The organism is Pseudomonas gebzensis, from assembly GCF_034427815.1.
Lineage (GTDB): Bacteria > Pseudomonadota > Gammaproteobacteria > Pseudomonadales > Pseudomonadaceae > Aquipseudomonas.
Genome location: NZ_JAXQNS010000001.1, coordinates 774,271 through 799,482, shown reverse-complemented (window position 1 = coordinate 799,482; position 25,212 = coordinate 774,271). Strand labels below are relative to the sequence as shown.

The 25,212-nt window shown below is 61.3% G+C and carries 20 protein-coding genes; 6 read left to right on the top strand and 14 right to left on the bottom strand.

Translation table 11 applies throughout. From position 1 onward, the window contains the following. Window positions 1-113 precede the first annotated feature (113 nt). The 4 genes from SJI00_RS03800 (at window position 114) to fabB (ending at window position 4,894) form a co-directional block, all read left to right on the top strand. Window positions 114-1,007, top strand: a complete 894-nt coding sequence (locus SJI00_RS03800; RefSeq protein ID WP_322460395.1) for an ABC transporter substrate-binding protein — start codon at window positions 114-116, stop codon at window positions 1,005-1,007. Next, entirely contained in the window at window positions 1,004-2,920 is a 1,917-nt protein-coding gene (locus tag SJI00_RS03795; protein WP_322460394.1) for a response regulator, read from the top strand. Before SJI00_RS03800 ends, SJI00_RS03795 begins: the two co-directional genes overlap by 4 nt. 226 nt (window positions 2,921-3,146) lie before the next feature. Further along, window positions 3,147-3,662 (top strand): 3-hydroxyacyl-[acyl-carrier-protein] dehydratase FabA, encoded by a 516-nt coding sequence (fabA, locus tag SJI00_RS03790; protein ID WP_312935717.1) that lies wholly within the window; start codon window positions 3,147-3,149, stop codon window positions 3,660-3,662. An 11-nt stretch (window positions 3,663-3,673) separates the two neighbouring features. Continuing rightward, a complete protein-coding gene (gene fabB, locus SJI00_RS03785; protein WP_322460393.1) occupies window positions 3,674-4,894 on the top strand; it encodes a beta-ketoacyl-ACP synthase I in 1,221 nt (406 codons plus the stop codon). A 72-nt stretch (window positions 4,895-4,966) separates the two neighbouring features. Here the strand turns inward: fabB and SJI00_RS03780 are convergent, their stop codons facing one another. The 3 genes from SJI00_RS03780 to htpG all read right to left on the bottom strand — a co-directional run bounded on the left by SJI00_RS03780 (window position 4,967) and on the right by htpG (window position 8,820). After that, a complete protein-coding gene (locus SJI00_RS03780; RefSeq protein ID WP_322460392.1) occupies window positions 4,967-5,971 on the bottom strand; it encodes an amidohydrolase family protein in 1,005 nt (334 codons plus the stop codon). 117 nt (window positions 5,972-6,088) lie between these two features. Continuing rightward, window positions 6,089-6,814 carry a dienelactone hydrolase family protein gene (locus SJI00_RS03775; protein WP_322460391.1) on the bottom strand — a complete coding sequence of 242 codons (726 nt, stop codon included), beginning with the start codon at window positions 6,812-6,814 and terminating at the stop codon, window positions 6,089-6,091. A gap of 98 nt (window positions 6,815-6,912) precedes the next feature. Then, on the bottom strand, window positions 6,913-8,820 hold the full coding sequence (gene htpG / locus SJI00_RS03770; protein ID WP_322460390.1) for a molecular chaperone HtpG: 1,908 nt from the start codon (window positions 8,818-8,820) through the stop codon (window positions 6,913-6,915). A gap of 364 nt (window positions 8,821-9,184) precedes the next feature. On the opposite strand from htpG, the gene SJI00_RS03765 reads away from it, so the two are divergent. After that, complete coding sequence (locus tag SJI00_RS03765; protein WP_322460389.1) at window positions 9,185-9,472, top strand: hypothetical protein; 288 nt, start codon at window positions 9,185-9,187, stop codon at window positions 9,470-9,472. Between the two features lie 69 nt (window positions 9,473-9,541). On the opposite strand, the gene SJI00_RS03760 is transcribed toward SJI00_RS03765, so the two are convergent. The 11 genes from SJI00_RS03760 to sdhC all read right to left on the bottom strand — a co-directional run bounded on the left by SJI00_RS03760 (window position 9,542) and on the right by sdhC (window position 23,491). Then, window positions 9,542-10,291, bottom strand: coding sequence for a DUF599 domain-containing protein (locus tag SJI00_RS03760; protein ID WP_322460388.1), 750 nt, complete (start codon window positions 10,289-10,291; stop codon window positions 9,542-9,544). A 184-nt stretch (window positions 10,292-10,475) separates the two neighbouring features. Next, complete coding sequence (gene brnQ, locus SJI00_RS03755; RefSeq protein WP_322460387.1) at window positions 10,476-11,789, bottom strand: branched-chain amino acid transport system II carrier protein; 1,314 nt, start codon at window positions 11,787-11,789, stop codon at window positions 10,476-10,478. 363 nt (window positions 11,790-12,152) lie between these two features. Further along, window positions 12,153-13,037, bottom strand: a complete 885-nt coding sequence (gene sucD / locus SJI00_RS03750; protein WP_322460386.1) for a succinate--CoA ligase subunit alpha — start codon at window positions 13,035-13,037, stop codon at window positions 12,153-12,155. Beyond that, window positions 13,037-14,203 (bottom strand): ADP-forming succinate--CoA ligase subunit beta, encoded by a 1,167-nt coding sequence (gene sucC, locus SJI00_RS03745; RefSeq protein WP_322460385.1) that lies wholly within the window; start codon window positions 14,201-14,203, stop codon window positions 13,037-13,039. Before sucC ends, sucD begins: the two co-directional genes overlap by 1 nt. Before the next feature lie 171 nt (window positions 14,204-14,374). Next, window positions 14,375-15,811 carry a dihydrolipoyl dehydrogenase gene (gene lpdA, locus SJI00_RS03740; RefSeq protein WP_322460384.1) on the bottom strand — a complete coding sequence of 479 codons (1,437 nt, stop codon included), beginning with the start codon at window positions 15,809-15,811 and terminating at the stop codon, window positions 14,375-14,377. Between the two features lie 96 nt (window positions 15,812-15,907). Continuing rightward, a complete protein-coding gene (odhB, locus tag SJI00_RS03735; RefSeq protein ID WP_322460383.1) occupies window positions 15,908-17,131 on the bottom strand; it encodes a 2-oxoglutarate dehydrogenase complex dihydrolipoyllysine-residue succinyltransferase in 1,224 nt (407 codons plus the stop codon). 40 nt (window positions 17,132-17,171) lie between these two features. Then, complete coding sequence (locus SJI00_RS03730; RefSeq protein WP_322460382.1) at window positions 17,172-20,003, bottom strand: 2-oxoglutarate dehydrogenase E1 component; 2,832 nt, start codon at window positions 20,001-20,003, stop codon at window positions 17,172-17,174. A gap of 246 nt (window positions 20,004-20,249) precedes the next feature. Beyond that, entirely contained in the window at window positions 20,250-20,954 is a 705-nt protein-coding gene (locus tag SJI00_RS03725; RefSeq protein ID WP_312932089.1) for a succinate dehydrogenase iron-sulfur subunit, read from the bottom strand. Between the two features lie 12 nt (window positions 20,955-20,966). Beyond that, window positions 20,967-22,739: a succinate dehydrogenase flavoprotein subunit gene (sdhA, locus tag SJI00_RS03720; protein ID WP_312932087.1), complete on the bottom strand. Its 1,773-nt coding sequence runs from the start codon at window positions 22,737-22,739 to the stop codon at window positions 20,967-20,969. 3 nt (window positions 22,740-22,742) lie between these two features. After that, window positions 22,743-23,111, bottom strand: coding sequence for a succinate dehydrogenase, hydrophobic membrane anchor protein (sdhD, locus tag SJI00_RS03715; protein WP_119142975.1), 369 nt, complete (start codon window positions 23,109-23,111; stop codon window positions 22,743-22,745). Next, window positions 23,105-23,491 carry a succinate dehydrogenase, cytochrome b556 subunit gene (gene sdhC, locus SJI00_RS03710; RefSeq protein WP_322460381.1) on the bottom strand — a complete coding sequence of 129 codons (387 nt, stop codon included), beginning with the start codon at window positions 23,489-23,491 and terminating at the stop codon, window positions 23,105-23,107. Before sdhC ends, sdhD begins: the two co-directional genes overlap by 7 nt. Window positions 23,492-23,843: 352 nt before the next feature. Between sdhC and gltA the strand changes: the two genes are divergently transcribed. Then, window positions 23,844-25,133, top strand: a complete 1,290-nt coding sequence (gene gltA / locus SJI00_RS03705) for a citrate synthase (protein WP_322460380.1) — start codon at window positions 23,844-23,846, stop codon at window positions 25,131-25,133. Window positions 25,134-25,212: the final 79 nt, after the last annotated feature.

Here is a 25,212-nt window from a genome sequence, read left to right as displayed (position 1 = left end):
TCCCAAGCCTTCGCCCCTCGCCCTCTCGGGCTGCCTGTCGGCACCTGCGCTTGGCCAGCGACTGGCGCGCGCGATCGGCCTCTCAAGCGGGCCAACGCCGAGGTGCCCTCCTGATGCGCCGCGCGCTGCGGCTGCTGCTGCTGTGCCTGTGCCCCTGGGTCGGTGCCTGCGTCGGTGCCAGCGAGGTACTGCTGATCGGCGCCGAATCCCAACCCAGTTACCGCAGCTTCACGGCCGGGCTGCAGGCGCGACGCGGGCACGACACGGTGGCGTTTCGCAGTGTGCGGCAGATGCCCCGACCGAGCGCGTTGCAGCCTGATGTGCGCCTCATCCTGCTGGACCGCGCGGCCCTCGACTGGCGTCTGGGTGAAGCGGCCGGGCCGACAGCGCTGGTGCTGCGGGTCAACCGTGTAGAGGCGCAGCAGCGTTGGCCGCACGCTCGCCCGGCCTTTCTCAGCTTGTTGTGGAGTGATCCGTCGCCGGTTCGTCAATTGCGCCTGATCCATTATCTGCTGCCCAAGGCGCGACGGGTCGGGGTGTTGTACAGCGCGCGCAGCCGTTTCCTGCTCGATGAGCTGCACCCGGTGGCGCGCCACCTGGGCTTGCAGATCGTTGCCCAGGCCTGGACCGGCCCGCGTGACAGCCGCGCCCTGCGAGAGGTGCTGGCCAGCAGCGATGTGCTGCTGGGCCTGGATGACCCTGAGCTGTACAACGCCATCACGGCGAAAAACCTGCTGTTGAGCAGTTACGCGCGCCAGATCGCACTGGTGGGGCCGACGGCGGGTTTCGTCCGCGCCGGCGCACTGGCCAGCACCTACAGTGATCAGACCGATTGGCTGGCCGTGCTCGACCAGTTGCTCGACCAACCGCCAGCGCTCTGGCCGCGCAGCCTTTATCCGAATCAGTTCGGCGTCAGCGGCAACCAGCAGGTGGCCCGCACGCTGGGGTTGGAAGCGATCGACTCGACGACGGCCGCCCAGGTGATCGAAGGAACCGCGAATCCATGAGCAAGCGCCTGAGCTGGGACATCCATACCCGCACCCAGATCATCAGCCTGGGCCCGGCACTGCTGCTGACGCTGCTGCTGATCGGCTTCTTCACCTTCGTGCGGCTGCAAGACCTGCGCCAGGAACTCAACCACACCGGCCAGCTGATCGCCAACCAGCTGGCACCGGGGTCGGAATACGGCGTCATCTCCGGCAACAACGACATGCTCGAGAGCCTCATGCGCGCCACCTTGAGCATTCCGCACGTGCGCTTTCTCGAAGTGCAAGACAGCCGCAACCACATCCTGGTGTACGTCGAGCAGTCGGATGAAAGCATCAGCCGCGCGCAGCGAGTCGAGGTATTCCAGGCACCGATCCGCCTGCAGCAGATTCGGCTCGACGATGACTTCCTGCAGTCAGGCAGCACGCCAAGTGTGGGCGACGACTACCTGGGCCGGGTGATCGTGGGCATGTCCGACGACGCGTTCAGCGAGCGTCAGCAGGAAATGGTGATCAAGGCAGGCATCCTCGCGCTGGGCGCGTTGCTCTTCACGTTTTTCCTCGCGCGGCGGCTGGCCAGGGGGCTGTCGAGGCCGATCAGCGACATGGGCAATGCCGTGCGGGCCATTCAGCAAGGCGACTTCACCGCCCACGTACCGGTGGTCGATGACAGCGAGCTGGGCCATCTGGCGGCGCACATCAACAACCTGGCCTTTGCCCTGGAACAGGCCAGCGACGAACAGCGTCAGGCGATGGCGCAGATGGCCCAGGCGCGCGAAGAAGCCGAGCAGGCAAACGGTGCCAAATCGGATTTCCTGGCAATGATGAGCCATGAACTACGAACGCCGATGAACGGTGTACTGGGCATGTTGCAGTTGCTCGACACCACGGAACTGACGGCCGAACAGGCCGAGTACACCAGCGTGGCCAGCGAATCGACCGGCCACCTGCTCAAGGTCATCAACGACATTCTTGATTTCTCACGCATCGAGCGCACCACGCTGCAATTGGAGGCGATCGACTTCAACCTCGGCGAGCTGCTCGGCAACTGCGTCCACGCGTTTCAGCACAGTGCGCACCAGCGCGGCTTGAACCTGCGCTTGCAGGCCTCGGACAGTCTCGATGCGTTGCAGGTGGTGGGCGACCCCACGCGCATTCGGCAGATACTGCTGAACCTGATCGGCAACGCCTTGAAATTCACCGAACGCGGTGAGGTGGTGATCGAGGCCAGTTGGCAACAGATCGAACAGCGCCAGATCCACTTCGCCTGCGCGGTACGTGACACCGGCATCGGAATCGACAATGAGCGGCTGGAGACCATGTTCGTCGCTTTCCAGCAGGCCGACAGCTCGATCTCTCGGCGCTATGGCGGCACCGGTCTGGGGCTGTCGATCGCCCGGACCCTGGCCGAACGCATGGGCGGCGCGCTGCGCGCGCAGAGCCGCGAGGGCCTGGGTTCGACCTTTACCCTGGAAATACCGCTGGCGCTGTCGCAACTGCCCACGCTGGCCACGACCCCGCCTGCCCCGGCAGCGACATCAGGCGCCGACCAGCCGATTCTGCTGGTCGAGGACAACCCGGTGAACCGCAGCGTGATCGAGGCCATGTTGCGCAGCCTGGGCTTCCAGACCTGCCTGGCCGGCGACGGCCAGCAGGCGCTGGAGCACGTCCAGCAACAGACGTTCGCGGCAGTGTTGATGGACTGCCGCCTGCCACTGATGGACGGCTACGAGGCAACCCGACGCATCCGCGCCCTGGATGAAGGCGGCGACCTGCCGATCATTGCCCTGACCGCCAACGCCTTGCAGGGTGATCGCGAACGCTGCCTGGCAGCCGGTATGAACGACTACCTCAGTAAACCGCTCAAACGCACCGAATTGCTGGACGTTCTGCAGCGCTGGCTGCCAGAGCGCAGCGTGCCGGGTAGCGATTGATGTAGAATTGCTTCACGCTTAATGTTCGGCCAAACACTGGACAGGACCGCCGCAGATCCTGAGAATGCACGTTTCAGTGAACACCTGTACTTCTTTGCCGGGTGCACTGTGACTTTCACTACAACGCAATAGTCTACCTGTAGGCTGCCGCCCCGGAACCCTCTGGTGTTCAGGGGTTGGCCGGGAAGATTCGTCCCCTGCCACAGGGGGTTATTGAGGAGCTCGCATGACCAAACAAAACGCCTTTACTCGGGAAGATCTGCTGCGCTGCAGTCGCGGTGAGCTGTTCGGCCCAGGTAATGCGCAACTGCCCGCCCCCAACATGCTGATGGTCGATCGCATCACCAACATCAGTTCCGAGGGTGGCAAGTACGGCAAAGGTGAATTGGTCGCCGAGCTGGATATCACGCCTGACCTGTGGTTTTTTGCTTGCCATTTCGAAGGCGACCCGGTCATGCCGGGCTGCCTGGGCCTCGATGCCATGTGGCAGCTGGTCGGTTTCCACCTGGGCTGGCAAGGCCTGCCGGGCCGCGGCCGGGCATTGGGTTCGGGTGAAGTGAAGTTCTTCGGCCAGGTTCTGCCTACCGCGAAGAAGGTCACCTACAAGATTGACATCAAGCGCGTTCTCAAGGGCAAGCTGAACATGGCCATCGCCGATGGTTCGGTCAGCGTCGATGGTCGCGAGATCTACACCGCCGAAGCTCTGCGGGTCGGCGTGTTCACCTCCACTGACAATTTCTAAGGGTCATTCGCATGCGCCGCGTCGTTATCACTGGTCTGGGCATCGTTTCGTGCCTGGGCAATGACAAAGCTACTGTTACCGAGAGCCTGCGCCACAGCCGCCCGGGCATTCGTTTCAACCCCGAATACCAGGAACAGGGCCTGCGTAGCCAAGTTTCCGGTTCCATCGACCTCAACCTCGAAGAACTGATCGACCGCAAGGTGTTCCGCTTCGTCGGTCACGCCGCTGCCTATGCCTACCTGGCCATGCAGGACGCCATCAAGGACTCGGGCCTTACCGAAGAGCAGGTGTCCAACCCGCGTACCGGTCTGGTTGCCGGCTCCGGTGGCGCCTCCACGCTGAACCAGATGGAAGCCCTCGACACCTTGCGCGAAAAAGGCGTCAAGCGTGTAGGCCCGTACCGCGTTACCCGCACCATGGGCAGCACGGTATCGGCTTGCCTGGCCACGCCATTCAAGATCAAGGGCATCAACTACTCGATCTCCTCGGCGTGCGCTACCAGCGCTCACTGCATCGGCACCGCGCTGGAGCAGATCCAGTGGGGCAAGCAGGACATCGTCTTCGCCGGTGGCGGTGAAGAAGAGCACTGGAGCCAATCCTTCCTGTTCGATGCCATGGGCGCTCTGTCGACCAAGCGCAACGACTCGCCCGAAACCGCTTCGCGCGCCTACGACGCTGACCGTGATGGTTTCGTCATCGCGGGCGGCGGTGGCATGGTCGTGGTCGAGGAACTCGAACACGCCCTGGCCCGTGGCGCCAAGATCTACGCGGAAATCGTCGGCTACGGTGCTACATCAGATGGCTACGACATGGTCGCACCCAGCGGCGAAGGCGCTATCCGCTGCATGCAGCAGGCGCTGTCCACCGTCGACACCCCGATCGACTACCTCAACACCCACGGCACTTCGACCCCGGTCGGTGATGTCGCCGAAGTCAAAGGCATTCGCGAAGTGTTCGCTGACAAGGCTCCGCCCATCAGCTCCACCAAGAGCCTGTCTGGCCACTCGCTGGGCGCTGCAGGCGTGCACGAGGCGATCTACTGCCTGCTGATGATGGAAAACAACTTCATCGCCGGCTCCGCCAACATCGACGAGCTGGACCCGGCGGTCGCTGACCTGCCGATTCAGCGCACCACCGTCGAGAACGCGAAAATCGACACCGTGATGAGCAACAGCTTCGGCTTCGGTGGCACCAACGCCACCCTCGTACTGAAGCGCTGGACAGGCAAGTGATTGCCTGAGCCGTCACCGAAAACGCCCCGACTGGTTCGGGGCGTTTTCGTTTCTGCGCTCAGGCCTTTGCGGTCAGCGCGCCTTGGGCAGCACGTCGAGGAAGTTGTCGCGGGCCACCTTCTTCGCCACGGCCTGCGGCAAGGCATCGAGAAACGGATCGAACCCGTGCAGCTGCTCACCCAGGCTACCGAAGCGCCCTACCACATCCGAGCCGAGCATGAAGCGGTCCGGGAAGCGCTTGACCAGTGCCACCCACTCCTCGCGAGGCGTGCCGTGCTCGTCCAGCAAGTACGGCTGCAACACGCTCCAGGACAGGTCCACGTAGAGGTTCGGGTAGCTGTCCAGTAGCCGAGTCAGGGTCGGCAAGAGGAACTTCATCTGCGTCTGGTGACGGTGAATCTCCATGCTGCTACCGGCATGGGCCCAGATAAAGCGCGTGCGCGGGTGATCGCGCAGAGGCTCTTCGATTTCCTCCAGGTACAGCGTGTTGCGTTCGCGCTTCGACGTGATGTTGGAGTGCACCAGCACCGGCAGGTCGCGCGTGGCGGCCAGCTCGTAGATGAGGTTCATCGCCTCGTTGTTGGCGCGGGGAGTGTCGCCACTGGTCAGCGCCGTCAAATCGTCATGGCGGGTGAATACTTCGCCAATGCCCTGCCACAACCCCGGGTACAGGTCGAGCATGCGCTCGATGTGCTTGACCGAATTCTTGTCCACCGGATTGAAACCGCTGAGAAACGGATGGAAGCGCTTGCGCTGCTCGGGGCCAAGGGCCTGCAGCGCCGCCGCCACATACACGTCGGTGGCGCTGTACCAATAGGCGCTGGCGTCGTCCCCGGCGTAATAGCGAGGGCGCTTGGGTTCGTCCTCGTGCCACTTCTTGGCCACTGGAATGCCGGAGATCATGGATTGATCGATCCCCGCCTGATCCATGGCCTTGAGCAGCGCAGGCATGCCTTCGCTTTCCTGAAAGAAGTCGACGTAATGCAGATGAGCATCGCTGTAGCGATACTCGCGTGCCTCGCACAGCGGCAGCAACAGACTGGAACACACCAGGGCGGCGAGCGCACGGGCAATCATGGGGGCGTCCTTGATCAAAGTGAAATCGGGTAGACCCCTGCGCTTGGGGAGGGGTCCAGCGGTGCCCTACGCCAGCCTGCACAGGCACAGGTTGAGGCGATCGGGCACGGCACAGGGTCAGCGGCTGAACACCTCGTCCAGCAGGTTGTACATGGCCGTGAAGGCCCGCTCGGACACTCTGCGGTTGTACTGCGTCTTGCCGGGCACGTTGGCCTCCGGGTCGGTGAACGAGTGCACAGCGCCGCCGTAGCTGGTCAGTTGCCAGTCCACATTGGCAGCGGACATCTCGGCCTCGAAGGCCGGCAATTGTTCCTTGGGCACCAACGGATCCTGCGCGCCGTGCAATGCCAGTACCGCGCCTTTGATCTGCCGGGCATCCTCGGGCGCCGGCGCGTCGAGCGTGCCGTGGAAGGAAATCGCGGCCTTGAGGTCTGCGCCGCTGCGGGCCAGGTCAAGGGCGGCGCAGCCGCCGAAACAGAAGCCGAACGCCGCCACCTTGCCTGGCGCAAGCACGGCGCGGGATTGCCCCACCACCTGCGCCAGCGCCTCGGTCATACGCTGGCGCAACTGCGCCCGGTCGTTCTTCAAAGGCATCATGGCCGCAGCTGCCTCTTCAGCGTTGCTCGGCCGGACGCCTTGGCCATACAGGTCGGCGAGCAACACCACGTAGCCGCGGCTGGCGACTTCCTTGGCAATGCGCTCGGCGCCTTCGGTAATACCCATCCAGTTCGGTGCCATGACCAATGCCGGCTGTTGCAGCGCGCCTTGGGCGTAGACCAGACGACTCTCGAATGTCTTGCCCGACGCGTGGTACGTCAGTGATTCGATGATGACCTTGCTCATGCAACTCTCCTCAGACCTTCACGACGGACCGGCGCGCAATACTCGCCAGCCCCATGAAAAAAGCCCGCCGAGGCGGGCTTTCGTACAAACGCATCAACTCAAGCAGACAACTCGACCAACAGCTTGTTCAGACGGCGCACATAGGCGGCCGGGTCTTTCAGGCTGTCACCGGCAGCCAGGGCCGCTTGGTCGAAGAGGATGTGCGACAGCTCGGCGAAACGATCTTCGCTCTGCTCGTGATCCAGCTTCTCGATCAACGGATGGCTCGGGTTGAATTCGAAGATCGGCTTGGAATCAGGGACCTTCTGCCCGCTGGCTTCGAGAATCTGGCGCATCTGCAAGCCCAGGTCCTGCTCGCCGATGGCCAGGATCGCTGGCGAATCGGTGAGACGATGAGAGACACGCACCTCGGCAACGCTCTCGCCCAATGCGGCCTTGAGGCGCTCGACCAGGCCTTCCTTGTCTTTGGCGACTTCTTCCTGGGCTTTCTTGTCTTCTTCGGAGTCCAGGGTGCCCAGGTCCAGGTCACCACGGGCGACATCGACAAACTGCTTGCCGTCGAACTCGGTCAGGTAGCTCATCAGCCACTCGTCGATGCGATCGGTCAGCAGCAGCACTTCGATGCCTTTCTTGCGGAAGACTTCCAGGTGCGGGCTGTTCTTGACCTGCGCGTAAGACTCACCGGTGAGGTAGTAGACCTTGTCCTGGCCTTCCTTGGCACGGGCCAGGTAGTCGGCCAGCGATACGCTTTGCTCGCCGCTGTCGTCGTGGGTGGAGGCAAAGCGCAGCAGGCCGGCGATCTTTTCCTTGTTGGCGAAGTCTTCGGCTGGGCCTTCCTTCAGCACCTGGCCGAAGTTCTTCCAGAAGCCCTTGTATTGCTCAGGCTCGTTTTTCGCCAGTTTTTCCAGCATGTCCAGCACGCGCTTGGTCAGCGCGGTCTTCATCGAATCGATGATCGGATCTTTCTGCAAGATTTCGCGCGAGACGTTCAGCGACAGGTCGTTGGAATCGACAACGCCCTTGATGAAGCGCAGGTACAGCGGCAGGAAGGACTCGGCCTGGTCCATGATGAACACGCGCTGTACATACAACTTCAGGCCGCGCGGTGCTTCACGCTGGTACAGGTCGAACGGCGCACGGGCCGGCACGAACAACAGCGAGTTGTATTCGAGCTTGCCTTCGACCTTGTTGTGGCTCCAGGCCAGCGGATTCTCGAAGTCATGGCCGATGTGCTTGTAGAACTCCTGGTATTCCTCGTCTTTGACCTCGCTGCGCGAGCGAGTCCACAGCGCGCTGGCGCGGTTGACGGTTTCCCACTCTTGGGCTGGGGCCGCTTCGCCTTCGGCGGGTTCAGGCTGTTCCTTCGGCAGTTCGATTGGCAGAGCGATATGGTCGGAGTACTTCTTGATCACATTGCGCAGACGCCAGCCATCGGCGAATTCGTCCTCAGCGGATTTGAGGTGCAGGACGATGCGGGTGCCGCGCTGCGGCTTCTCGACGTTCGCGACCTCAAAGTCGCCCTCGCCCTTGGATGACCAATGCACACCTTCGGAGGCCGGCTGGCCCGCGCGGCGGCTGAACACGTCGACCTTGTCAGCGACGATGAATGCAGAATAGAAGCCCACGCCGAACTGACCGATCAGGTGCGAGTCCTTTTTCTGGTCGCCCGTGAGGTTTTTCATGAAGTCGGCGGTGCCAGACTTGGCGATGGTGCCCAGGTGAGCGATGACGTCCTGACGGCTCATGCCGATGCCGTTGTCTTCGAGCGTGACGGTATTGGCCGCCTTGTCGAAGCTGACGCGGATCTTGAGGTCGGAATCGCCTTCCAGCAGCTCAGGCTTGGCCAACGCCTCGAAACGCAGCTTGTCAGCGGCATCGGAGGCGTTGGAAATCAGCTCGCGCAGGAAGATTTCCTTGTTCGAATACAAGGAATGAATCATCAGGTGCAGCAGTTGCTTCACTTCGGTCTGGAAGCCCAGGGTTTCCTTTTGAGTCTCTACACTCATGGTCTTCAAAACTCCAATCGATTGGCGGGGGGTCGCCGTGAGCGCCAAGGGCTGCTTTCAGGGCGGGATGACAAGCAGATGGGGGCTGGGCTGGCCTTTTCAAGGGCCGAAGCAGCGATCGGCCAGGCCAGCTCGCGCCTGCGCAGCGAGCAACCTGGTGCTGATCAGGTGCAATAGAGCGTGTCGTGACTGGCGGTGGCGCATAACGCGTTAGTGCCTGCTGGCAATAAGCGCTGACCTGACAAGACCTCTTCGAGTGTTTTTACGACGCTGCAGTGGATATCTGCCATGACGGTGGAACTTCTTTCGCAGGCCACAACTCTTAGCAACAAGTCACTTATTCCACCAATGGAGATACACAATCATGCGTAAACCTTTTGCTTTTGCTCTGATGCTGGCCGCCACCATGGGCTTGGCCGCTTGCGATAAAGCGAGCGAAGACAAAGCCCAAGATGCACAACAACATGCTGAGAAAGCCCAGGAAAAAATGGGTGACGCTCAGGACAAAGTCAACGAAGCAAACAAGGAAAACGCCAAAGCCGCTGAAGATCAGGCTGAAGCACAGCAGAAAGCCGCTGAAGAAGCGCGCGATGACGCTACTCCTGCGACCACTGCACCGAACACCGTTCCTGCAGAGCCAGCCAAGCAGTAATTGCCTGGCGGTAATAAAAAACCCGGCACTGCCGGGTTTTTTTATGCGTGGATTTTGTAGGGCGGTTGTTTACGACTGCTCTACCCCGCTCTCTCTGCTCGCCTCGGCAGGTGCACTTTCAGTGGGCGTGAAGACCATCACTTCAAGTACATCGGAGTGGAACTCGCGACGATAGAGAATCAGCACTACGCCGATCGTGGTCAACATGAACATCCATGGGCTGATGAACCAGGTCAATAACGCCATGGCAAAGTAATAAGCGCGCAAACCGAGGTTGAACTGGTTGGCCGCGAGCGATAACACGCGTGCTGCTCGTGCAGCAAAGGCTTTGCGCTGCAGCTCGCTGACCTGCCGCTCGCCGATCATGGGCGCCGAGCCCACCAGGACTGCCGCGAAATTGTATTGGCGCATGCACCAGCTGAAGGTGAAGAAGGCGTACACGAATACCATCGCCAGGCACAGCAGCTTGATCTCCGACATGCCTTGGGTCGCCGGCTGCACCATCGGGATGTCGGCCAGCAGCGACAGCGCCCTGTCCGAGGCGCCCAGCACCGTCAGGATACCGGCCAGGATGATCAAGGTGCTGGAGGCGAAGAACGAGGCGTTGCGTTCCAGATTGCCGATCACACTGGCATCGGCAATGCGGTTGTCGCGCAGCAGCATGCGGCGCATCCAGTCTTCTCGGTACAGGTGCAGCACGCTGGCCAGGCACGCGGTGTCGCGCGCTTTCCAGAGGGCGTAGCGGGTGTATCCGCCCCAAGCCAAAGCGAACCAGCAGACAGCGAGCAGATGGCTCAGATTGTTTTCAACAAAGCTCATGAAAGGTCCCGAACGATGAACAGTGCACAGAGTAGACCGCTGTTCGACGCCCCTGCTGGCGAAAAGGCACGTGCGCCGCACGTTTGGAGCACATAAAAAACCCCGCAGGTCAGTGCGGGGTCTTGCGCCTCGAACAGGGCGCTGGCTCACGGCTTATGGCCGCCAGGCACCTGCCTGAGGGCGATCAGGCCAGCGCTTCGCGAGGCCGACCCAATGCGCGGTCGAGCGCAAAGCACAGCACCAACGCGCCTACCGACGGCACCAACCAGGCAAGGCCCTGGTCGCTGAGCGGCAGGTTGGCGGCAAATTCCGGCAGGTAATGCGCCAGAGCGCTGCCCTTGATGGCATCGATGATGCCGAACAGCAGCGACACCAGCATGACCGGGCCCAGTACCCGAGCGGGCGAATGCCACAGCTCTTTGACGAAACTCAAGGCCACCATGACGATGCACGGCGGGTAGATTGCGGTCAGGACCGGAATCGAGAACATGATCAGCTTGGTCAGGCCCAGGTTCGACACCAGCAGCGAGAAGCCAGCCAGGATCACTACCAGCGCGCGGTACGACAGCGGCAGGATCTTGCTGAAGTACTCAGCGCAAGCACAGGTCAGGCCCACGGCAGTGACCAGGCAGGCCAAGGCGATCAGCACCGCCAGGAAGCCGCTGCCAAGCGAGCCGAAGGTGTGTTGCACGTAGGCGTGCAATACGGCCGCACCGTTGCTCGCGCCCATGGCGATGGCATGGCTGCCCGAGCCCAGACGGAACAGACTGATGTAGACCAAGGCCAGGCCCACGCCTGCGATCAGGCCGGCGATGATGGCGTAGCGCGTGATCAACTGGGGCGACTCAACACCACGAGAACGGATGGCATTGACGATGACGATGCCGAAGACCAGGGCTCCCAGGGTGTCCATGGTCAGGTAGCCACTGATGAAGCCCTGCGAAAACGGTGCAGCCACGTAGGCCGGTTGCGCATCGCCGATGCTGCCAGCCGGCAAGGCGAAGGCAGCGATGCCCAATGCAGCCAGGGCGATGATCTTCAGCGGTGCCAGGAAGCGGCCGACGGTGTCGAGCAGCTTGCCGGGGTACATCGACACGGCCAGCACGATCAGGAAGTACACCAGGCTATAGATGAACAGCGCCAGTGGACTCTCGCCGGTCAACGGGGCCACACCCACCTCGAACGACACGGTGGCGGTACGGGGCGTGGCGAACAGCGGGCCGACCGACAGGTAGCACACGGCCGCCAGCAGGCCACCGAAGAACTTGCCGATAGGGCTGCTCAACGCGTCCATGCCGCCGCCGACCTTGGCCAGGGCGACCACGGTAATCACCGGCAAACCGACCGCCGTGACCAGAAAACCGAGCGCCGCCATCCACACATTGGGCCCAGCCTGCAGGCCAACGATGGGCGGGAAGATGATATTGCCGGCGCCCACGAACAGGGCAAATGTCATAAAGCCAAGCGCCAGGATGTCCTGGCCTTTTAAAACTTTCATTTGGGGAAGTACCACACTGCTGAAATCGGGATTCGAGAAGGGATTGCCCTGGGGATGAGGGAAATGCTGCCCGGCGTGATGAGCCAGACCCGTTTAGCGTGTCGGTCCCTTTTGGGGATCGGGCACAAAATGGCGCGTAGGTTACCGAATTTACCGGCAAAACACACTGCGCCATGCGGCCACGTCCGATGAGCGACTGTTCTTGTCGTTTAAACGACTCGATACGTAGGAAAGTTACCTGCTGACAACGGAGCCGTCTGTACGAAAATTCCTATGCTTTTGATCGCCAGCATCAATTGATCGGCTGAAAACACAAAAACCACCCGAAGGTGGTTTCTGCGTAGCGTGGGGGGTGTCAGCGTATTAGTGCTTCACTTCCCAACCAGTCAGCTCGGCCAGGGCCTTGCCGATGTCTGCCAGCGAACGTACGGTTTTCACACCGGCGTCTTGCAGGGCAGCGAACTTCTCGTCCGCAGTGCCCTTGCCGCCAGAAATGATGGCGCCAGCATGGCCCATACGCTTGCCTGCCGGGGCGGTAACGCCCGCGATGTAGGAAACGACCGGTTTAGTGACGTTGGCCTTGATGTAGGCAGCCGCCTCTTCTTCAGCCGAACCGCCGATCTCGCCGATCATGACGATCGCTTCGGTCTGCGGGTCTTCCTGGAACAGCTTGAGGATATCGATGAAGTTCGAGCCCGGGATCGGGTCGCCGCCGATGCCGACGCAGGTCGACTGGCCGAAACCGGCGTCGGTGGTCTGCTTCACGGCTTCGTAGGTCAGGGTGCCGGAACGCGACACGATACCGACCTTGCCTGGCAAGTGGATGTGACCTGGCATGATGCCGATCTTGCACTCGCCCGGAGTGATGACACCTGGGCAGTTAGGGCCGATCAGGGTAACACCCAGCTCGTCGCACTTGACCTTGGCGTCCAGCATGTCCAGGGTCGGGATGCCTTCGGTGATGCAGACGATCAGCTTGATGCCGCCGAGCGCCGCTTCCAGGATCGAGTCCTTGCAGAACGGAGCGGGTACGTAGATGACCGAAGCGTCAGCGCCGGTGGCTTCTACCGCTTCCTTGACGGTGTTGAACACCGGCAGGCCGAGGTGGGTGCTGCCGCCTTTGCCTGGGGTCACGCCGCCAACCATCTTGGTGCCGTAGGCGATGGCTTGTTCGGAGTGGAACGTGCCCTGCGAGCCGGTGAAGCCCTGGCAGATGACTTTGGTGTCTTTATTGATCAGGACGCTCATTACTTGCCCTCCGCAGCTTTGACAACTTGTTGAGCAGCGTCGGTCAGGCTGGTCGCAGCAATGATGTTCAAACCGCTTTCTGCCAATACTTTCGCGCCGAGTTCAGCGTTGTTGCCTTCAAGGCGAACAACCACCGGCACTTTCACGCCGACTTCTTTCACTGCGCCAATGATGCCTTCGGCAATCATGTCGCAACGAACGATGCCGCCGAAAATGTTGACCAGTACGGCCGCGACATTGCTGTCGGACAGAATGATCTTGAACGCTTCGGTAACGCGTTCCTTGGTAGCGCCGCCGCCTACGTCGAGGAAGTTGGCTGGCTTGCCGCCATGCAGGTTGACGATGTCCATGGTACCCATGGCCAGGCCAGCACCGTTGACCATGCAGCCGATGTTGCCTTCCAGTGCGACGTAGTTCAGTTCGAACTTGGCCGCATGGGCTTCACGGGCGTCGTCTTGCGACGGGTCGTGGAAGGTTTTCAGCTTAGGCTGGCGGTACATGGCGTTGGCGTCGATGTTCAGCTTGGCATCGAGGCAATGCAGGTCGCCGTCGGCCTTGATGACCAGCGGGTTGACTTCCAGCAGGGCCAGATCGTGGTCCTTGAACAGCTTGGCCAGACCGACGAAGATTTTCGCGAACTGAGCCACTTGCTTGCCTTCCAGACCCAGCTGGAATGCCAGCTCACGGCCCTGGAACGGCTGAGCGCCGACCAACGGATCGATGGTCGCCTTGATGATTTTCTCAGGAGTCTCGTGCGCAACTTTCTCGATGTCCACGCCACCTTCGGTGGAAGCCATGAACACGATGCGGCGGCTCGAACGATCGACAACAGCGCCCAGGTACAGCTCTTTGGCGATGTCGGTGCAGGATTCGACCAGGATCTTGGAAACGGGTTGACCGTTGGCGTCAGTCTGGTAGGTGACCAGATTCTTGCCCAACCATTGTGCAGCGAACGCCTTGGCGTCTTCCTTGCTGCGAACCAGCTTTACGCCACCCGCTTTACCGCGACCACCGGCATGGACCTGGGCTTTGACGACCCACTCCGAACCACCGATCTTGTCGCAAGCTTCTGCGGCAGCTTCAGGGGTGTCGACTGCGAAACCCTTGGAAACTGGCAGGCCGTATTCAGCGAACAGCTGTTTGCCCTGATACTCGTGAAGATTCATGCTTTTTACCGTCTTCGTTAGGTACTGCGCTTCGGCGCTGCACCGTTGCCGGTGCCGCGCCACCTGTGACCATCAGCCCCGGGTGAGCCCGTGGACCTGGTCCGGCGAACGTTCCGCGGTGAGTCATGCACGCAAGACTCACGACGGGCAGCCCGCCGTGGTTTCTTGTAATTAACGCTTCTTACGATTGGCGACGTGGATGGCACCGCCATTCACCGCCAGTGCAGCTTCGTGCAGCGCTTCCGACAGGGTCGGGTGGCTGAAGACCATCATGCCCAGGTCTTCGGCGCTGGTGCCGAATTCCATGGCGATCGCGCCCTGCTGAACCAGCTCGGCGGCCGATGGGCCAATCACGTGAACGCCCAGTACGCGGTCGGTCTTGGCATCAGCGATGACCTTGACGAAGCCACCGGTATCGTTGGCAGCCATCGCACGGCCACTGGCCGCGAACGGGAAGGTGCCCACGTTAACCTCAACACCTTCGGCTTTCAACGTTTGCTCGGTTTTGCCGACCCACGCGATCTCCGGGTGGGTGTAGATCACGGACGGGATCAGGTCGTAGTTCATCTGGGCCTTGTGGCCCTTGATGCGCTCGACGACCATGATGCCCTCTTCCGAGGCCTTGTGCGCCAGCATCAGGCCGCGGACCACGTCGCCGATGGCGAACACGCCCGGCACGCTGGTCGCGCACTGGTCGTCGACATAGATGTAGCCGCGCTCATCGATGTTCACACCCGAATCGGAGGCCAGCAGCTCGGTGGTGACCGGACGACGACCCACCGCCACGATCAGGCGATCGAAGACGATCTTCTGCTCGCCGTTGGCATCGGTGTAAGTGACTTCGACTTCATCGCCATTGACGCTCGAACCGGTGACCCGGGCGCCCATCTTGATGTCCAGACCTTGCTTGGTCAGGATCTTCTGCGCTTCCTTGGAGACTGCGGTATCGGCGGCCATCAGGAAGGTATCGAGTGCTTCGAGCACGGTGACCTGGGCACCCAGGCGCGACCAGACCGAACCCAGCTCCAGACCGATCACGCCAGCACCGATCACGCCAAGACGCTGGGGAACGCTCTGGAATTCCAGGGCGCCGGTGGAATCAACGATGACCTTCTGGTCGACCGGGGCCGGCGGAATGTCGATCGGACGCGAGCCGGAGGCCAGGATCACGTTGTCGGCTTCGACGATTTCGGTGCTGCCGTCAGGCTTGGTGACTTCGACCTTCTTGCCGGCCAGCAGCTTGCCGTGGCCCTGGATCGAAGTGACGCCGTTGGCCTTGAACAGCGTGGCAACGCCACCGGTCAGGTTCTTGACGATGCCAGCCTTGCGACCAACCATCGCCGCCACGTCCATCTTCACTTCGCCGGTGGAGATACCGTGAACGTTGAAGCTCTCTTTGGCTTCCTTGTACTTCCAGGAGCTGTCCAGCAGCGCCTTGGAAGGAATGCAACCGACGTTGAGGCAGGTGCCGCCCAGGGCCAGCTTGCCCTCGCCGTCGGTGTATTTTTCGATGCAGGCAGTCTTCAGACCGAGCTGGGCAGCCTTGATGGCAGCCACGTAGCCGCCAGGACCTGCACCAATCACAACAACGTCGAATTTCTGGGTCATAAAAGATTCCTTTAGTAGCTTCAAGCTGCGCGTCGCACGCTGCACACCGGGCTGCTTCCTAGTGAAGCTGGCGGCGTGCGGCGTGCGACTGCACCATTAAATGTCCAGCAGAAGACGAGACGGATCTTCGAGCAGGTTCTTGATGGTGACGAGGAAGGTGACCGCTTCCTTGCCATCGATCAGGCGGTGATCGTAAGACAGCGCCAGGTACATCATCGGGCGAATGACCACTTGGCCATTGATCGCCATCGGACGCTGGAGAATGTTGTGCATGCCCAGGATCGCGGCCTGCGGCGGGTTGACGATCGGGGTCGACATCATCGAACCGAAGGTGCCGCCGTTGGTGATGGTGAAGGTGCCACCGGTCATTTCGTCGATCGACAGCTTGCCGTCACGGGCTTTCTTGCCGAAGGTGGCGATGCCGCCCTCGATTTCGGCCAGGCTCATCGATTCGGCGTTGCGCAGCACTGGAACCACCAGGCCACGGTCGCTGGACACCGCGACACCGACGTCGGCAAAGCCATGGTAGACGATGTCGTTGCCATCGATCGAGGCGTTGACGGCCGGGTAGCGCTTCAACGCTTCGGTCGCAGCCTTGACGAAGAACGACATGAAGCCCAGGCGCACACCGTTGTGGCTCTTCTCGAACAGGTCCTTGTACTTCGAACGCAGGGCCATGACTTCGGTCATGTCCACTTCGTTGAAGGTGGTCAGCATGGCCATGTTCGACTGGGCTTCGACCAGACGCTCAGCGATCTTGGCGCGCAGACGGGTCATCGGCACGCGCTTCTCGGTGCGATCACCTGCAGCGGTGACCACCGGTGCAGCGGCAGCGGCAGCAGGCTTGGCAGCCGCAGCGGCGGCGGGTGCGGACTTCTTGTTGGCGATGGCCGCGACCATGTCTTCCTTGGTCACGCGGCCGCCTTTGCCAGTACCGGAAACGGTAGCGAGGTCGATACCGTTTTCTTCGGCCAGCTTGCGCGCGGCAGGGGCGGCGACCGGGTCGTCTTCACCCGCGTCGGCGCCAGCGGCGGCCGGAGCAGCAGACGGCGCTGCGGCGGCAGCAGGTGCGGCAGCAGCGCCACCTTGAACGATCGAACCCAGCACTTCGTCGGACAGGACGGTATCGCCCTCGGCCTTGACGATGTCACCCAGCACGCCATCGGCGGTGGCCAGGACTTCCAGGACGACTTTGTCGGTCTCGATGTCGACGATCAGCTCGTCACGCTTGACGGCTTCGCCCGGCTGCTTGTGCCAGGTGGCAACGGTGCCGTCGGCAACCGATTCCGGGAAGGTTGGGGCTTTGATCTCGATAGCCATTAGCAGTGTTTCCTTAAATTCGGTTTCAGTGCGCGAAGCGTTAGACGGTGAACGCGGCGTTCAGCAACTTCTCTTGCTGCTCGGCGTGAATGGAGGCGTACCCACAGGCAGGTGCAGCAGAGGCATCGCGACCGGCGTATTCCAGCGTCAGTGCCTGATTATGGCGACCCAGGATACGGCGCATGTGATGCTGACTGCTGTACCAGGCGCCCTGGTTCATCGGCTCTTCCTGACACCACACCGCAGCCTTGAGGTTGGTGTACGGCGCGAGAATCTCGACCAGGTCGTCCTCAGGGAACGGATACAGCTGCTCCAGACGCACGATGGCGATGTCTTCACGGCCTTCGGCACGGCGTTTTTCCAGCAGGTCATAGTAGACCTTGCCGCTGCACAGCACGATGCGCTCGACCTTGGTCGGCTCCAGGGTGTCGATTTCCGGGATGACGGTCTGGAACGACCCTTCGGCCAGGTCTTCGAGGGTCGATACGGCCAGTTTGTGGCGCAGCAGCGACTTGGGCGTGAGCACGACCAGAGGCTTACGCAGCGGACGAATGACCTGACGACGCAGCAAGTGATAGATCTGCGCCGGCGTGGTCGGTACGCAGACCTGGATGTTGTGCTCGGCGCACAGCTGCAGGTAACGCTCCAGGCGTGCCGAGGAGTGCTCCGGCCCCTGCCCTTCATAGCCGTGTGGCAGCAGCATGGTCAGACCGCACAGACGGCCCCACTTGTGCTCGCCGCTGGTGATGAACTGGTCGATCACCACTTGCGCACCGTTGGCGAAGTCACCGAACTGCGCTTCCCAGATCACCAGCGAGTTGGGCGCGGTGGTGGAATAACCGTACTCGAACGCCAGCACGGCCTCTTCCGAGAGGAAGGAGTCGTACAGGTCGAACTTCGGCTGGCCCGGGTACAGGTTCTGCAAGGGCAGGTAGGTATTGGCGTCCTTCTGGTTGTGCAGCGCCGCATGGCGGTGCGAGAAGGTGCCGCGGCCTACGTCCTGGCCGGTGATGCGGATCGGGTGGCCTTCGAAGATCAGCGTGGCGTAGGCCATGGTTTCGGCGTAGCCCCAGTTGATCGACAAACCGCCGACCTGCATCTTCTGGCGGTCTTCGTAGATCTTCGAGACTTGGCGCTGCACCACGAAGCCTTCCGGAATTTCCAGCAGCTTGGCGGACAGGTCCTGCAACGTCTTCAGGTCGAAACGGGTGTCGTGACGCGCGGTCCAGGCATGGCCCAGATACGGACGCCAGTCGACGAACAGCTCGCGGTTCGGTTCCTTGACCAGGCTCTTGACCACGTGCAGACCGTTGTCCAGTGCGTTGCGGTACTCGTCGATCTTGGCCTGAGCGCGCTCGGCTTCGATGCGACCGGCCTGAATCAGCTTCTCGGCATACAGCTCACGGGTGGTGCGCTGCTTGGTGATCTGCTGGTACATCAGTGGCTGAGTGCCGCTTGGCTCGTCGGCCTCGTTGTGGCCACGACGGCGGTAGCAGACCAGATCGACCACCACGTCACGCTTGAACTGCATGCGGTAATCGATGGCCAGCTGGGTCACGAACAGCACTGCTTCCGGGTCATCGCCGTTGACGTGCAGGATCGGCGCCTGGATCATCTTGGCAACGTCGGTGCAGTATTCGGTGGAACGCGCGTCCAGCGGGTTGCTGATGGTGAAGCCAACCTGGTTGTTGATGACGATGTGCACAGTGCCGCCGGTCTTGAAACCGCGGGTCTGCGACATCTGGAAGGTCTCCAGCACCACACCCTGACCGGCAAATGCCGCGTCACCATGGATGTTGATCGGCAGTACCTTGTCACCCGACTTGTCGTTGCGACGGTCCTGACGGGCGCGCACCGAACCTTCCACCACCGGCGAGACGATCTCCAGGTGGGAAGGGTTGAACGCCATGGCCAGGTGGACTTCGCCGCCTGCGGTCATTACGTTCGAGGAGAAGCCCTGGTGATATTTCACGTCACCCGAGCCCAGGTCGTTCATCTTCTTGCCTTCGAACTCGTCGAACAGCTCGCGCGGGCTCTTGCCGAAGGTGTTGACCAGGACGTTGAGGCGACCACGGTGGGCCATGCCGATGACGACTTCCTTGGTGCCGTAGGAACCTGACCGCTGGATCATTTCGTCCAGCATCGGGATCAGGCTCTCGCCGCCCTCCAGGCCGAAACGCTTGGTGCCTGGATATTTCGTGCCCAGGTACTTCTCCAGGCCCTCGCCTGCAGTGACGCGCTCAAGCAGGTGAGCCTGCACATCGGCGGAGAAATCAGGCCGGCCACGCACGCTTTCCAGACGCTGCTGGAACCAGCTGCGCTGCTCGGAATCGACGATGTGGGTGAATTCGGCGCCGATGGTGCGACAATATGTCTTCTCCAAGGCGTCCTGAATTTCACGTAGGCTCGCTTCCTCTTTGCCGATGAACAGGTCGCCGGCACGGAAGGTCGTATCAAGATCGGCACTGGTCAAGCCGTAGTGATTGATCGACAGGTCTACCGGCGCGGGACGCTGCCACAACCCCAAGGGGTCAAGCTTGGCAGCCTGATGACCGCGCATGCGATAGGCCTGGATCAGTCGCAGCACTTCAACCTGCTTCTTCTCGTGTTCACTGCTCACGCTCCCGGCTGACACCGGCTGGGCGCGGCGCTGGTTCTTCGCCAGCAGTACGAAATGATCGCGGATCGTCGAGTGCGATACATCGGTAGCGGTGCTGCCGTCGGCGGGCAACTTCTGGAAGTAGGTGCGCCACTCTTCTGGCACAGCGTTAGGGTCGTGCAGGTAGAGTTCGTAGAGCTCTTCCACATATGCAGCGTTACCACCTGAAAGGTGGGCGCTTTCCCACATGCGCTGCATCACGCTTTCTTGCATGCTTGGTCACCCTCGATTAGGGGACTGATCGGCAAGTGCCTCGACGAGCATGGAAAAGCCGAATACTGCGGCTGAACCACGCCAGCGAAGATCCTGCAGATTTTCCGGGTACCAGCCCGGAAGCCCCTGCTGGTCTCATATCTTCATAGGTAAGAGCGCGAGCCTTGTAAGCCCTTGCCCGAGTTTCACCTCGGTGCGGGCGCAGGGCCCGCACGTTGGTGTCTTGCGGTTACAACACTGGCTGAATCAGGTGCCGCTTTGCAGCAGCATGTTGCGCACGTGGCCGATCGCCTTGGTCGGGTTCAGACCCTTGGGGCAAACGTTCACGCAGTTCATGATCCCACGGCAGCGGAACACGCTGAAGGGGTCATCCAGGGACGCGAGGCGCTCCTGGGTCTTGGTGTCGCGGCTGTCGGCCAGGAAGCGATAGGCCTGCAGCAAGGCGGCTGGACCGAGGAACTTGTCCGGGTTCCACCAGAACGAAGGGCACGACGTGGAGCAGCAGGCGCACAGGATGCACTCGTACAGCCCGTCCAGCTTCTCGCGCTCTTCTGGCGATTGCAGGCGCTCGATGGCTGGTGCCGGGGTGTCGTTCTGCAGGAATGGCTTCACCTTCTCGTACTGCTTGTAGAAGATGCTCATGTCGACGACCAGGTCACGGATCACCGGCAGGCCAGGCAGTGGACGAACCACCAGCTTGTTGCCCTTGACCACGGCCGACAACGGCGTGATGCATGCCAGGCCGTTCTTGCCGTTGATGTTCATGCCATCGGAGCCACAGACCCCTTCACGGCAGGAGCGACGGTACGAGAAGCCCTCGTCCTGTTCCTTGATCAGCGCCAACACATCGAGAACCATCAGGTCCTTGCCGTCGGTATCGACCTCGAAGACCTGCGTTTTAGGCGCCGAATCGGTATCCGGGTTGTAGCGATACACTTCAACTTTCAACATAGCGGCCACCCTTTAGTAAGTCCGGATCTTAGGTTCGAAGGCCGGTACGGTCTTCGGCGCGAAATTGACGCCTCGCTTGGCTACGCGTTTCTCACCCGGGTAGTACAGGGTGTGGCACAGCCAGTTCTCGTCGTCACGGTCTTCGAAGTCTTCACGGGCGTGAGCGCCGCGGGACTCTTTACGGGCTTCGGCCGCGATGGCGGTAGCTTCGGCAACTTCCAGCAGGTTCTGCAGCTCGAGCGCTTCGATACGCGCGGTGTTGAACGCCTGCGACTTGTCATTGATCTTGACGTTGGCGATTCGTTCACGCAGACCTTGCAGCTGGGCGATGCCCTTCTGCATGTATTCGCCGGTACGGAACACACCGAAGTAGTTCTGCATGCAGCTTTGCAGTTCGCGCTTGAGGGTCGCAACGTCTTCACCGGTGGTGCGCTCGTTGAGCTTGGCCAGACGGTTGAGGGCCACGTCGACATCGGTGTCGCTGGCGTCACGGTACTCGATGCCTTCGCTCAGCGCCTTCTCCAGGTGCAGACCGGCAGCACGGCCGAACACCACCAGGTCGAGCAGCGAGTTGCCGCCCAGGCGGTTGGCGCCGTGCACCGATACGCAGGCCACTTCACCCACGGCGAACAGACCCGGGATGATGTGATCGACACCGTCGGTGTCCATGGTGATGGCCTGACCATGAATGTTGGTGGCAACGCCGCCCATCATGTAGTGGCAGGTGGGTACGACCGGCACTGGCGCGACCACAGGGTCGACGTGGGCGAAGGTCTTGGACAGCTCGCAGATGCCTGGCAGGCGGCTGTGCAGCACTTCCTCGCCCAGGTGGTCGAGCTTGAGCAGTACGTGGTCCTTGTTCGGGCCCACGCCGTTGCCGGCGATGATTTCCTTGACCATGGAACGGGCGACCACGTCGCGGCCGGCCAGGTCTTTGGCGTTCGGCGCGTAACGCTCCATGAAGCGCTCGCCGTGGGCGTTGATCAGGTAACCGCCTTCACCACGGCAGCCTTCGGTAACCAGTACGCCGGCGCCGGCGATGCCGGTCGGGTGGAACTGCCACATTTCGATGTCTTGCACCGGAACGCCCGCGCGCAGCGCCATGCCGACACCGTCGCCGGTGTTGATCAGGGCATTGGTGGTCGAGGCGTAGATGCGCCCTGCACCACCGGTGGCCAGGACCGTGGCCTTGGCTTTGATGTACAGGGTTTCGCCGGTTTCGATGCAGATGGCGATCACGCCCACGAACGCGCCATCCTGGTTCTTCACCAGGTCAACGGCGTAGTACTCGTTGAGGAACGTGGTCCCTGCTTTCAGGTTGCCCTGGTACAGGGTGTGCAACAGCGCGTGGCCGGTACGGTCGGAGGCGGCGCAGGTACGGGCCGCCTGGCCGCCCTTGCCGAAGTCCTTGGACTGGCCGCCGAACGGACGCTGGTAGATACGGCCGGTTTCGGTGCGCGAGAACGGCAGACCCATGTGGTCGAGCTCGAACACGGCCGCCGGGCCTTCCTGACACATGTATTCGATCGCGTCCTGGTCACCGATGTAGTCGGAGCCCTTGACGGTATCGTACATGTGCCAGCGCCAGTCGTCGTTCGGGTCGGCCGAGGCGATGGCGCAGGTGATGCCGCCCTGGGCAGACACGGTGTGCGAACGGGTCGGGAAGACCTTGGTGATCACGGCAGTCTTGTGACCGCCCTGGGCCAGCTGCAGCGCTGCGCGCATGCCGGCGCCGCCACCACCGATGATGATGGCGTCAAACGAAATAGTCGGAACACTAGCCATGAATCAGATACCCCAGAGAATCTGTACACCCCAGACGAAGTACGCGAACATCGCGACGCCGCAGACCGCCTGGAACAGGAAACGTACCGCCGTTGCCGATTTGCCCAGCGCCATCGGCGTCAGGTAGTCGGTGGCGATGGTCCACATGCCGACCCAGGCGTGAGCGCCGAGGGCCACAAGGGCAAGCAGACTGAAGATACGCATCGCATTGTGGGAGAACAGCGCGTGCCACTGGACATAATCGATGCCCGGGTGCGCGACGAGGTATCCGATCAGGAAAATGAAATAAGCCGCGAGAACGACCGCAGAAACGCGCTGCGCCATCCAGTCATAGAGGCCCGAACGCGAGAGGTTCGTGACGTTGGTTACCATATCCAAACTCCTGCCAGCACGATCAGCACCACGGAAATGGCGATGATGATTTTCGAGCCCAGTCTTCCGCCTTCCAGCGTTTCACCGACGCCCATGTCCATGATCAAGTGGCGCACACCGGCAACCAGGTGATACAGCAGGGCAGACAAGAGGCCCCACGCCACGAACTTGGCCAGCGGGCTGGTCATGTACCCCTTCACTTCGCCGAAACCTTCTTCCGAACTCAACGAGTTGGACAATGCGTAAAGCATGATGCCCAGGCCGAGGAACAGAATGATGCCGGAGACGCGGTGAAGGAATGACGTTACGCCGGTAATGGGGAGTTTGATGGTCCTTAGGTCTAGGTTTACAGGTCGTTGGCTTTTCACGGCTTTTTTCACACTGAAGAGCCCCTAGCAAGCAGGGCAAAGTTGTTGGTAAGTGTACTGGTCAGGTACCCACCATTCAGAGAGCACGACACCCATATGAGCGGACCTGGGAAGGTCCTTGGGAGTCGGCTGCCGAGTATAGACAGTTAGGCTGCTCATGACAACGTGATGGGCTCGCCCAAAGAGCGCATTGCCTTCTGCCTGCAAAAGGCGTAAACGCGCTGGAAATCCCTGAAAAAACAAGGCTTGGGCAGTGTTTCAAGCAGCCTTTAGGCAAATTGACATATGAATTTATCCCTCTATAGTGGTGCGGGCCCTGCGTGGGGGGTCTGTCAGATGATTTCAAGCATTAATAGGAGGCCACATGGCTGACAAAAAAGCGCAGTTGATCATCGAGGGCAATGCCCCCGTCGACCTGCCGATTTTAACCGGCACCGTGGGTCCAGATGTCATCGACGTCCGCGGGTTGGGGGCATCAGGCCATTTCACCTTCGACCCAGGTTTCATGGCGACCGCCTCGTGCGAATCCAAGATCACCTACATCGACGGTGACAAAGGCGTACTGCTGCACCGCGGCTACCCGATCGAGCAATTGGCAGAAAAATCCGACTATCTGGAAACCTGCTATCTGCTGCTCAACGGCGAACTGCCGAACGAAGAGCAGAAAGCCAAGTTCGTCAGCAACGTCAAGAACCACACCATGGTTCATGAACAGCTGAAAACCTTCTTCAACGGTTTCCGCCGCGACGCCCACCCCATGGCAGTCATGTGCGGTGTGGTCGGTGCACTGTCGGCGTTCTATCACGACTCGCTCGACATCAATAACCCGCAGCACCGAGAAATTTCCGCGGTGCGCCTGGTCGCCAAGATGCCGACCCTGGCCGCGATGGTCTACAAGTACTCCATGGGCCAGCCCATGATGTACCCGCGCAATGACCTGACCTACGCTGAAAACTTCCTGCACATGATGTTCAACACCCCGTGCGAGATCAAACCGATCAGCCCGGTGTTGGCCAAGGCCATGGACCGCATCTTCATCCTCCATGCCGATCACGAGCAGAACGCCTCGACCTCGACCGTGCGCCTGGCCGGTTCCTCCGGTGCCAACCCGTTCGCCTGTATCGCTGCCGGCATCGCCGCGCTGTGGGGCCCGGCACACGGTGGCGCCAACGAAGCCGTACTGACCATGCTCGATGAAATTGGCGATGTGTCGAACATCGACACCTACATCGCCAAGGCCAAGGACAAGAACGATCCGTTCAAGCTCATGGGCTTCGGTCACCGCGTGTACAAGAACCGTGACCCACGCGCCACCGTGATGAAGCAGACCTGCGATGAAGTCCTGGCCGAACTCGGCATCAAGAACGACCCGCAGCTGCAACTGGCCATGCGCCTGGAAGAGATCGCGCTGACCGATCCGTACTTCATCGAGCGCTCGCTGTACCCGAACGTCGACTTCTACTCGGGGATCATCCTCAAGGCGATCGGCATTCCAACCAGCATGTTCACCGTGATCTTCGCCTTGGCCCGTACTGTTGGCTGGATCTCGCACTGGAAAGAAATGCTCTCCAGCCCGTACAAGATTGGCCGTCCGCGCCAGCTGTACACCGGCGAGCCGCAGCGCGACATCATCGAGCTGCAAGCGCGCAAGTAAACCACCGGGCGCGCACTCACGGGTGCGCGCCAGGGATTTACGGGCACAAAAAATCCGGAACCTGGCGAGGGTTCCGGAT

What these genes read in the sequence shown, in the direction of transcription:
- SJI00_RS03800 (WP_322460395.1), top strand. Translation starts at nt 114, where the DNA reads ATGCGCCGCGCGCTGCGGCTGCTGCTGCTGTGCCTGTGCCCCTGGGTC.
- SJI00_RS03795 (WP_322460394.1), top strand. Translation starts at nt 1,004, where the DNA reads ATGAGCAAGCGCCTGAGCTGGGACATCCATACCCGCACCCAGATCATC.
- fabA (WP_312935717.1), top strand. Translation starts at nt 3,147, where the DNA reads ATGACCAAACAAAACGCCTTTACTCGGGAAGATCTGCTGCGCTGCAGT.
- fabB (WP_322460393.1), top strand. Translation starts at nt 3,674, where the DNA reads ATGCGCCGCGTCGTTATCACTGGTCTGGGCATCGTTTCGTGCCTGGGC.
- SJI00_RS03780 (WP_322460392.1), bottom strand. Translation starts at nt 5,971, where the DNA reads ATGATTGCCCGTGCGCTCGCCGCCCTGGTGTGTTCCAGTCTGTTGCTG.
- SJI00_RS03775 (WP_322460391.1), bottom strand. Translation starts at nt 6,814, where the DNA reads ATGAGCAAGGTCATCATCGAATCACTGACGTACCACGCGTCGGGCAAG.
- htpG (WP_322460390.1), bottom strand. Translation starts at nt 8,820, where the DNA reads ATGAGTGTAGAGACTCAAAAGGAAACCCTGGGCTTCCAGACCGAAGTG.
- SJI00_RS03765 (WP_322460389.1), top strand. Translation starts at nt 9,185, where the DNA reads ATGCGTAAACCTTTTGCTTTTGCTCTGATGCTGGCCGCCACCATGGGC.
- SJI00_RS03760 (WP_322460388.1), bottom strand. Translation starts at nt 10,291, where the DNA reads ATGAGCTTTGTTGAAAACAATCTGAGCCATCTGCTCGCTGTCTGCTGG.
- brnQ (WP_322460387.1), bottom strand. Translation starts at nt 11,789, where the DNA reads ATGAAAGTTTTAAAAGGCCAGGACATCCTGGCGCTTGGCTTTATGACA.
- sucD (WP_322460386.1), bottom strand. Translation starts at nt 13,037, where the DNA reads ATGAGCGTCCTGATCAATAAAGACACCAAAGTCATCTGCCAGGGCTTC.
- sucC (WP_322460385.1), bottom strand. Translation starts at nt 14,203, where the DNA reads ATGAATCTTCACGAGTATCAGGGCAAACAGCTGTTCGCTGAATACGGC.
- lpdA (WP_322460384.1), bottom strand. Translation starts at nt 15,811, where the DNA reads ATGACCCAGAAATTCGACGTTGTTGTGATTGGTGCAGGTCCTGGCGGC.
- odhB (WP_322460383.1), bottom strand. Translation starts at nt 17,131, where the DNA reads ATGGCTATCGAGATCAAAGCCCCAACCTTCCCGGAATCGGTTGCCGAC.
- SJI00_RS03730 (WP_322460382.1), bottom strand. Translation starts at nt 20,003, where the DNA reads ATGCAAGAAAGCGTGATGCAGCGCATGTGGGAAAGCGCCCACCTTTCA.
- SJI00_RS03725 (WP_312932089.1), bottom strand. Translation starts at nt 20,954, where the DNA reads ATGTTGAAAGTTGAAGTGTATCGCTACAACCCGGATACCGATTCGGCG.
- sdhA (WP_312932087.1), bottom strand. Translation starts at nt 22,739, where the DNA reads ATGGCTAGTGTTCCGACTATTTCGTTTGACGCCATCATCATCGGTGGT.
- sdhD (WP_119142975.1), bottom strand. Translation starts at nt 23,111, where the DNA reads ATGGTAACCAACGTCACGAACCTCTCGCGTTCGGGCCTCTATGACTGG.
- gltA (WP_322460380.1), top strand. Translation starts at nt 23,844, where the DNA reads ATGGCTGACAAAAAAGCGCAGTTGATCATCGAGGGCAATGCCCCCGTC.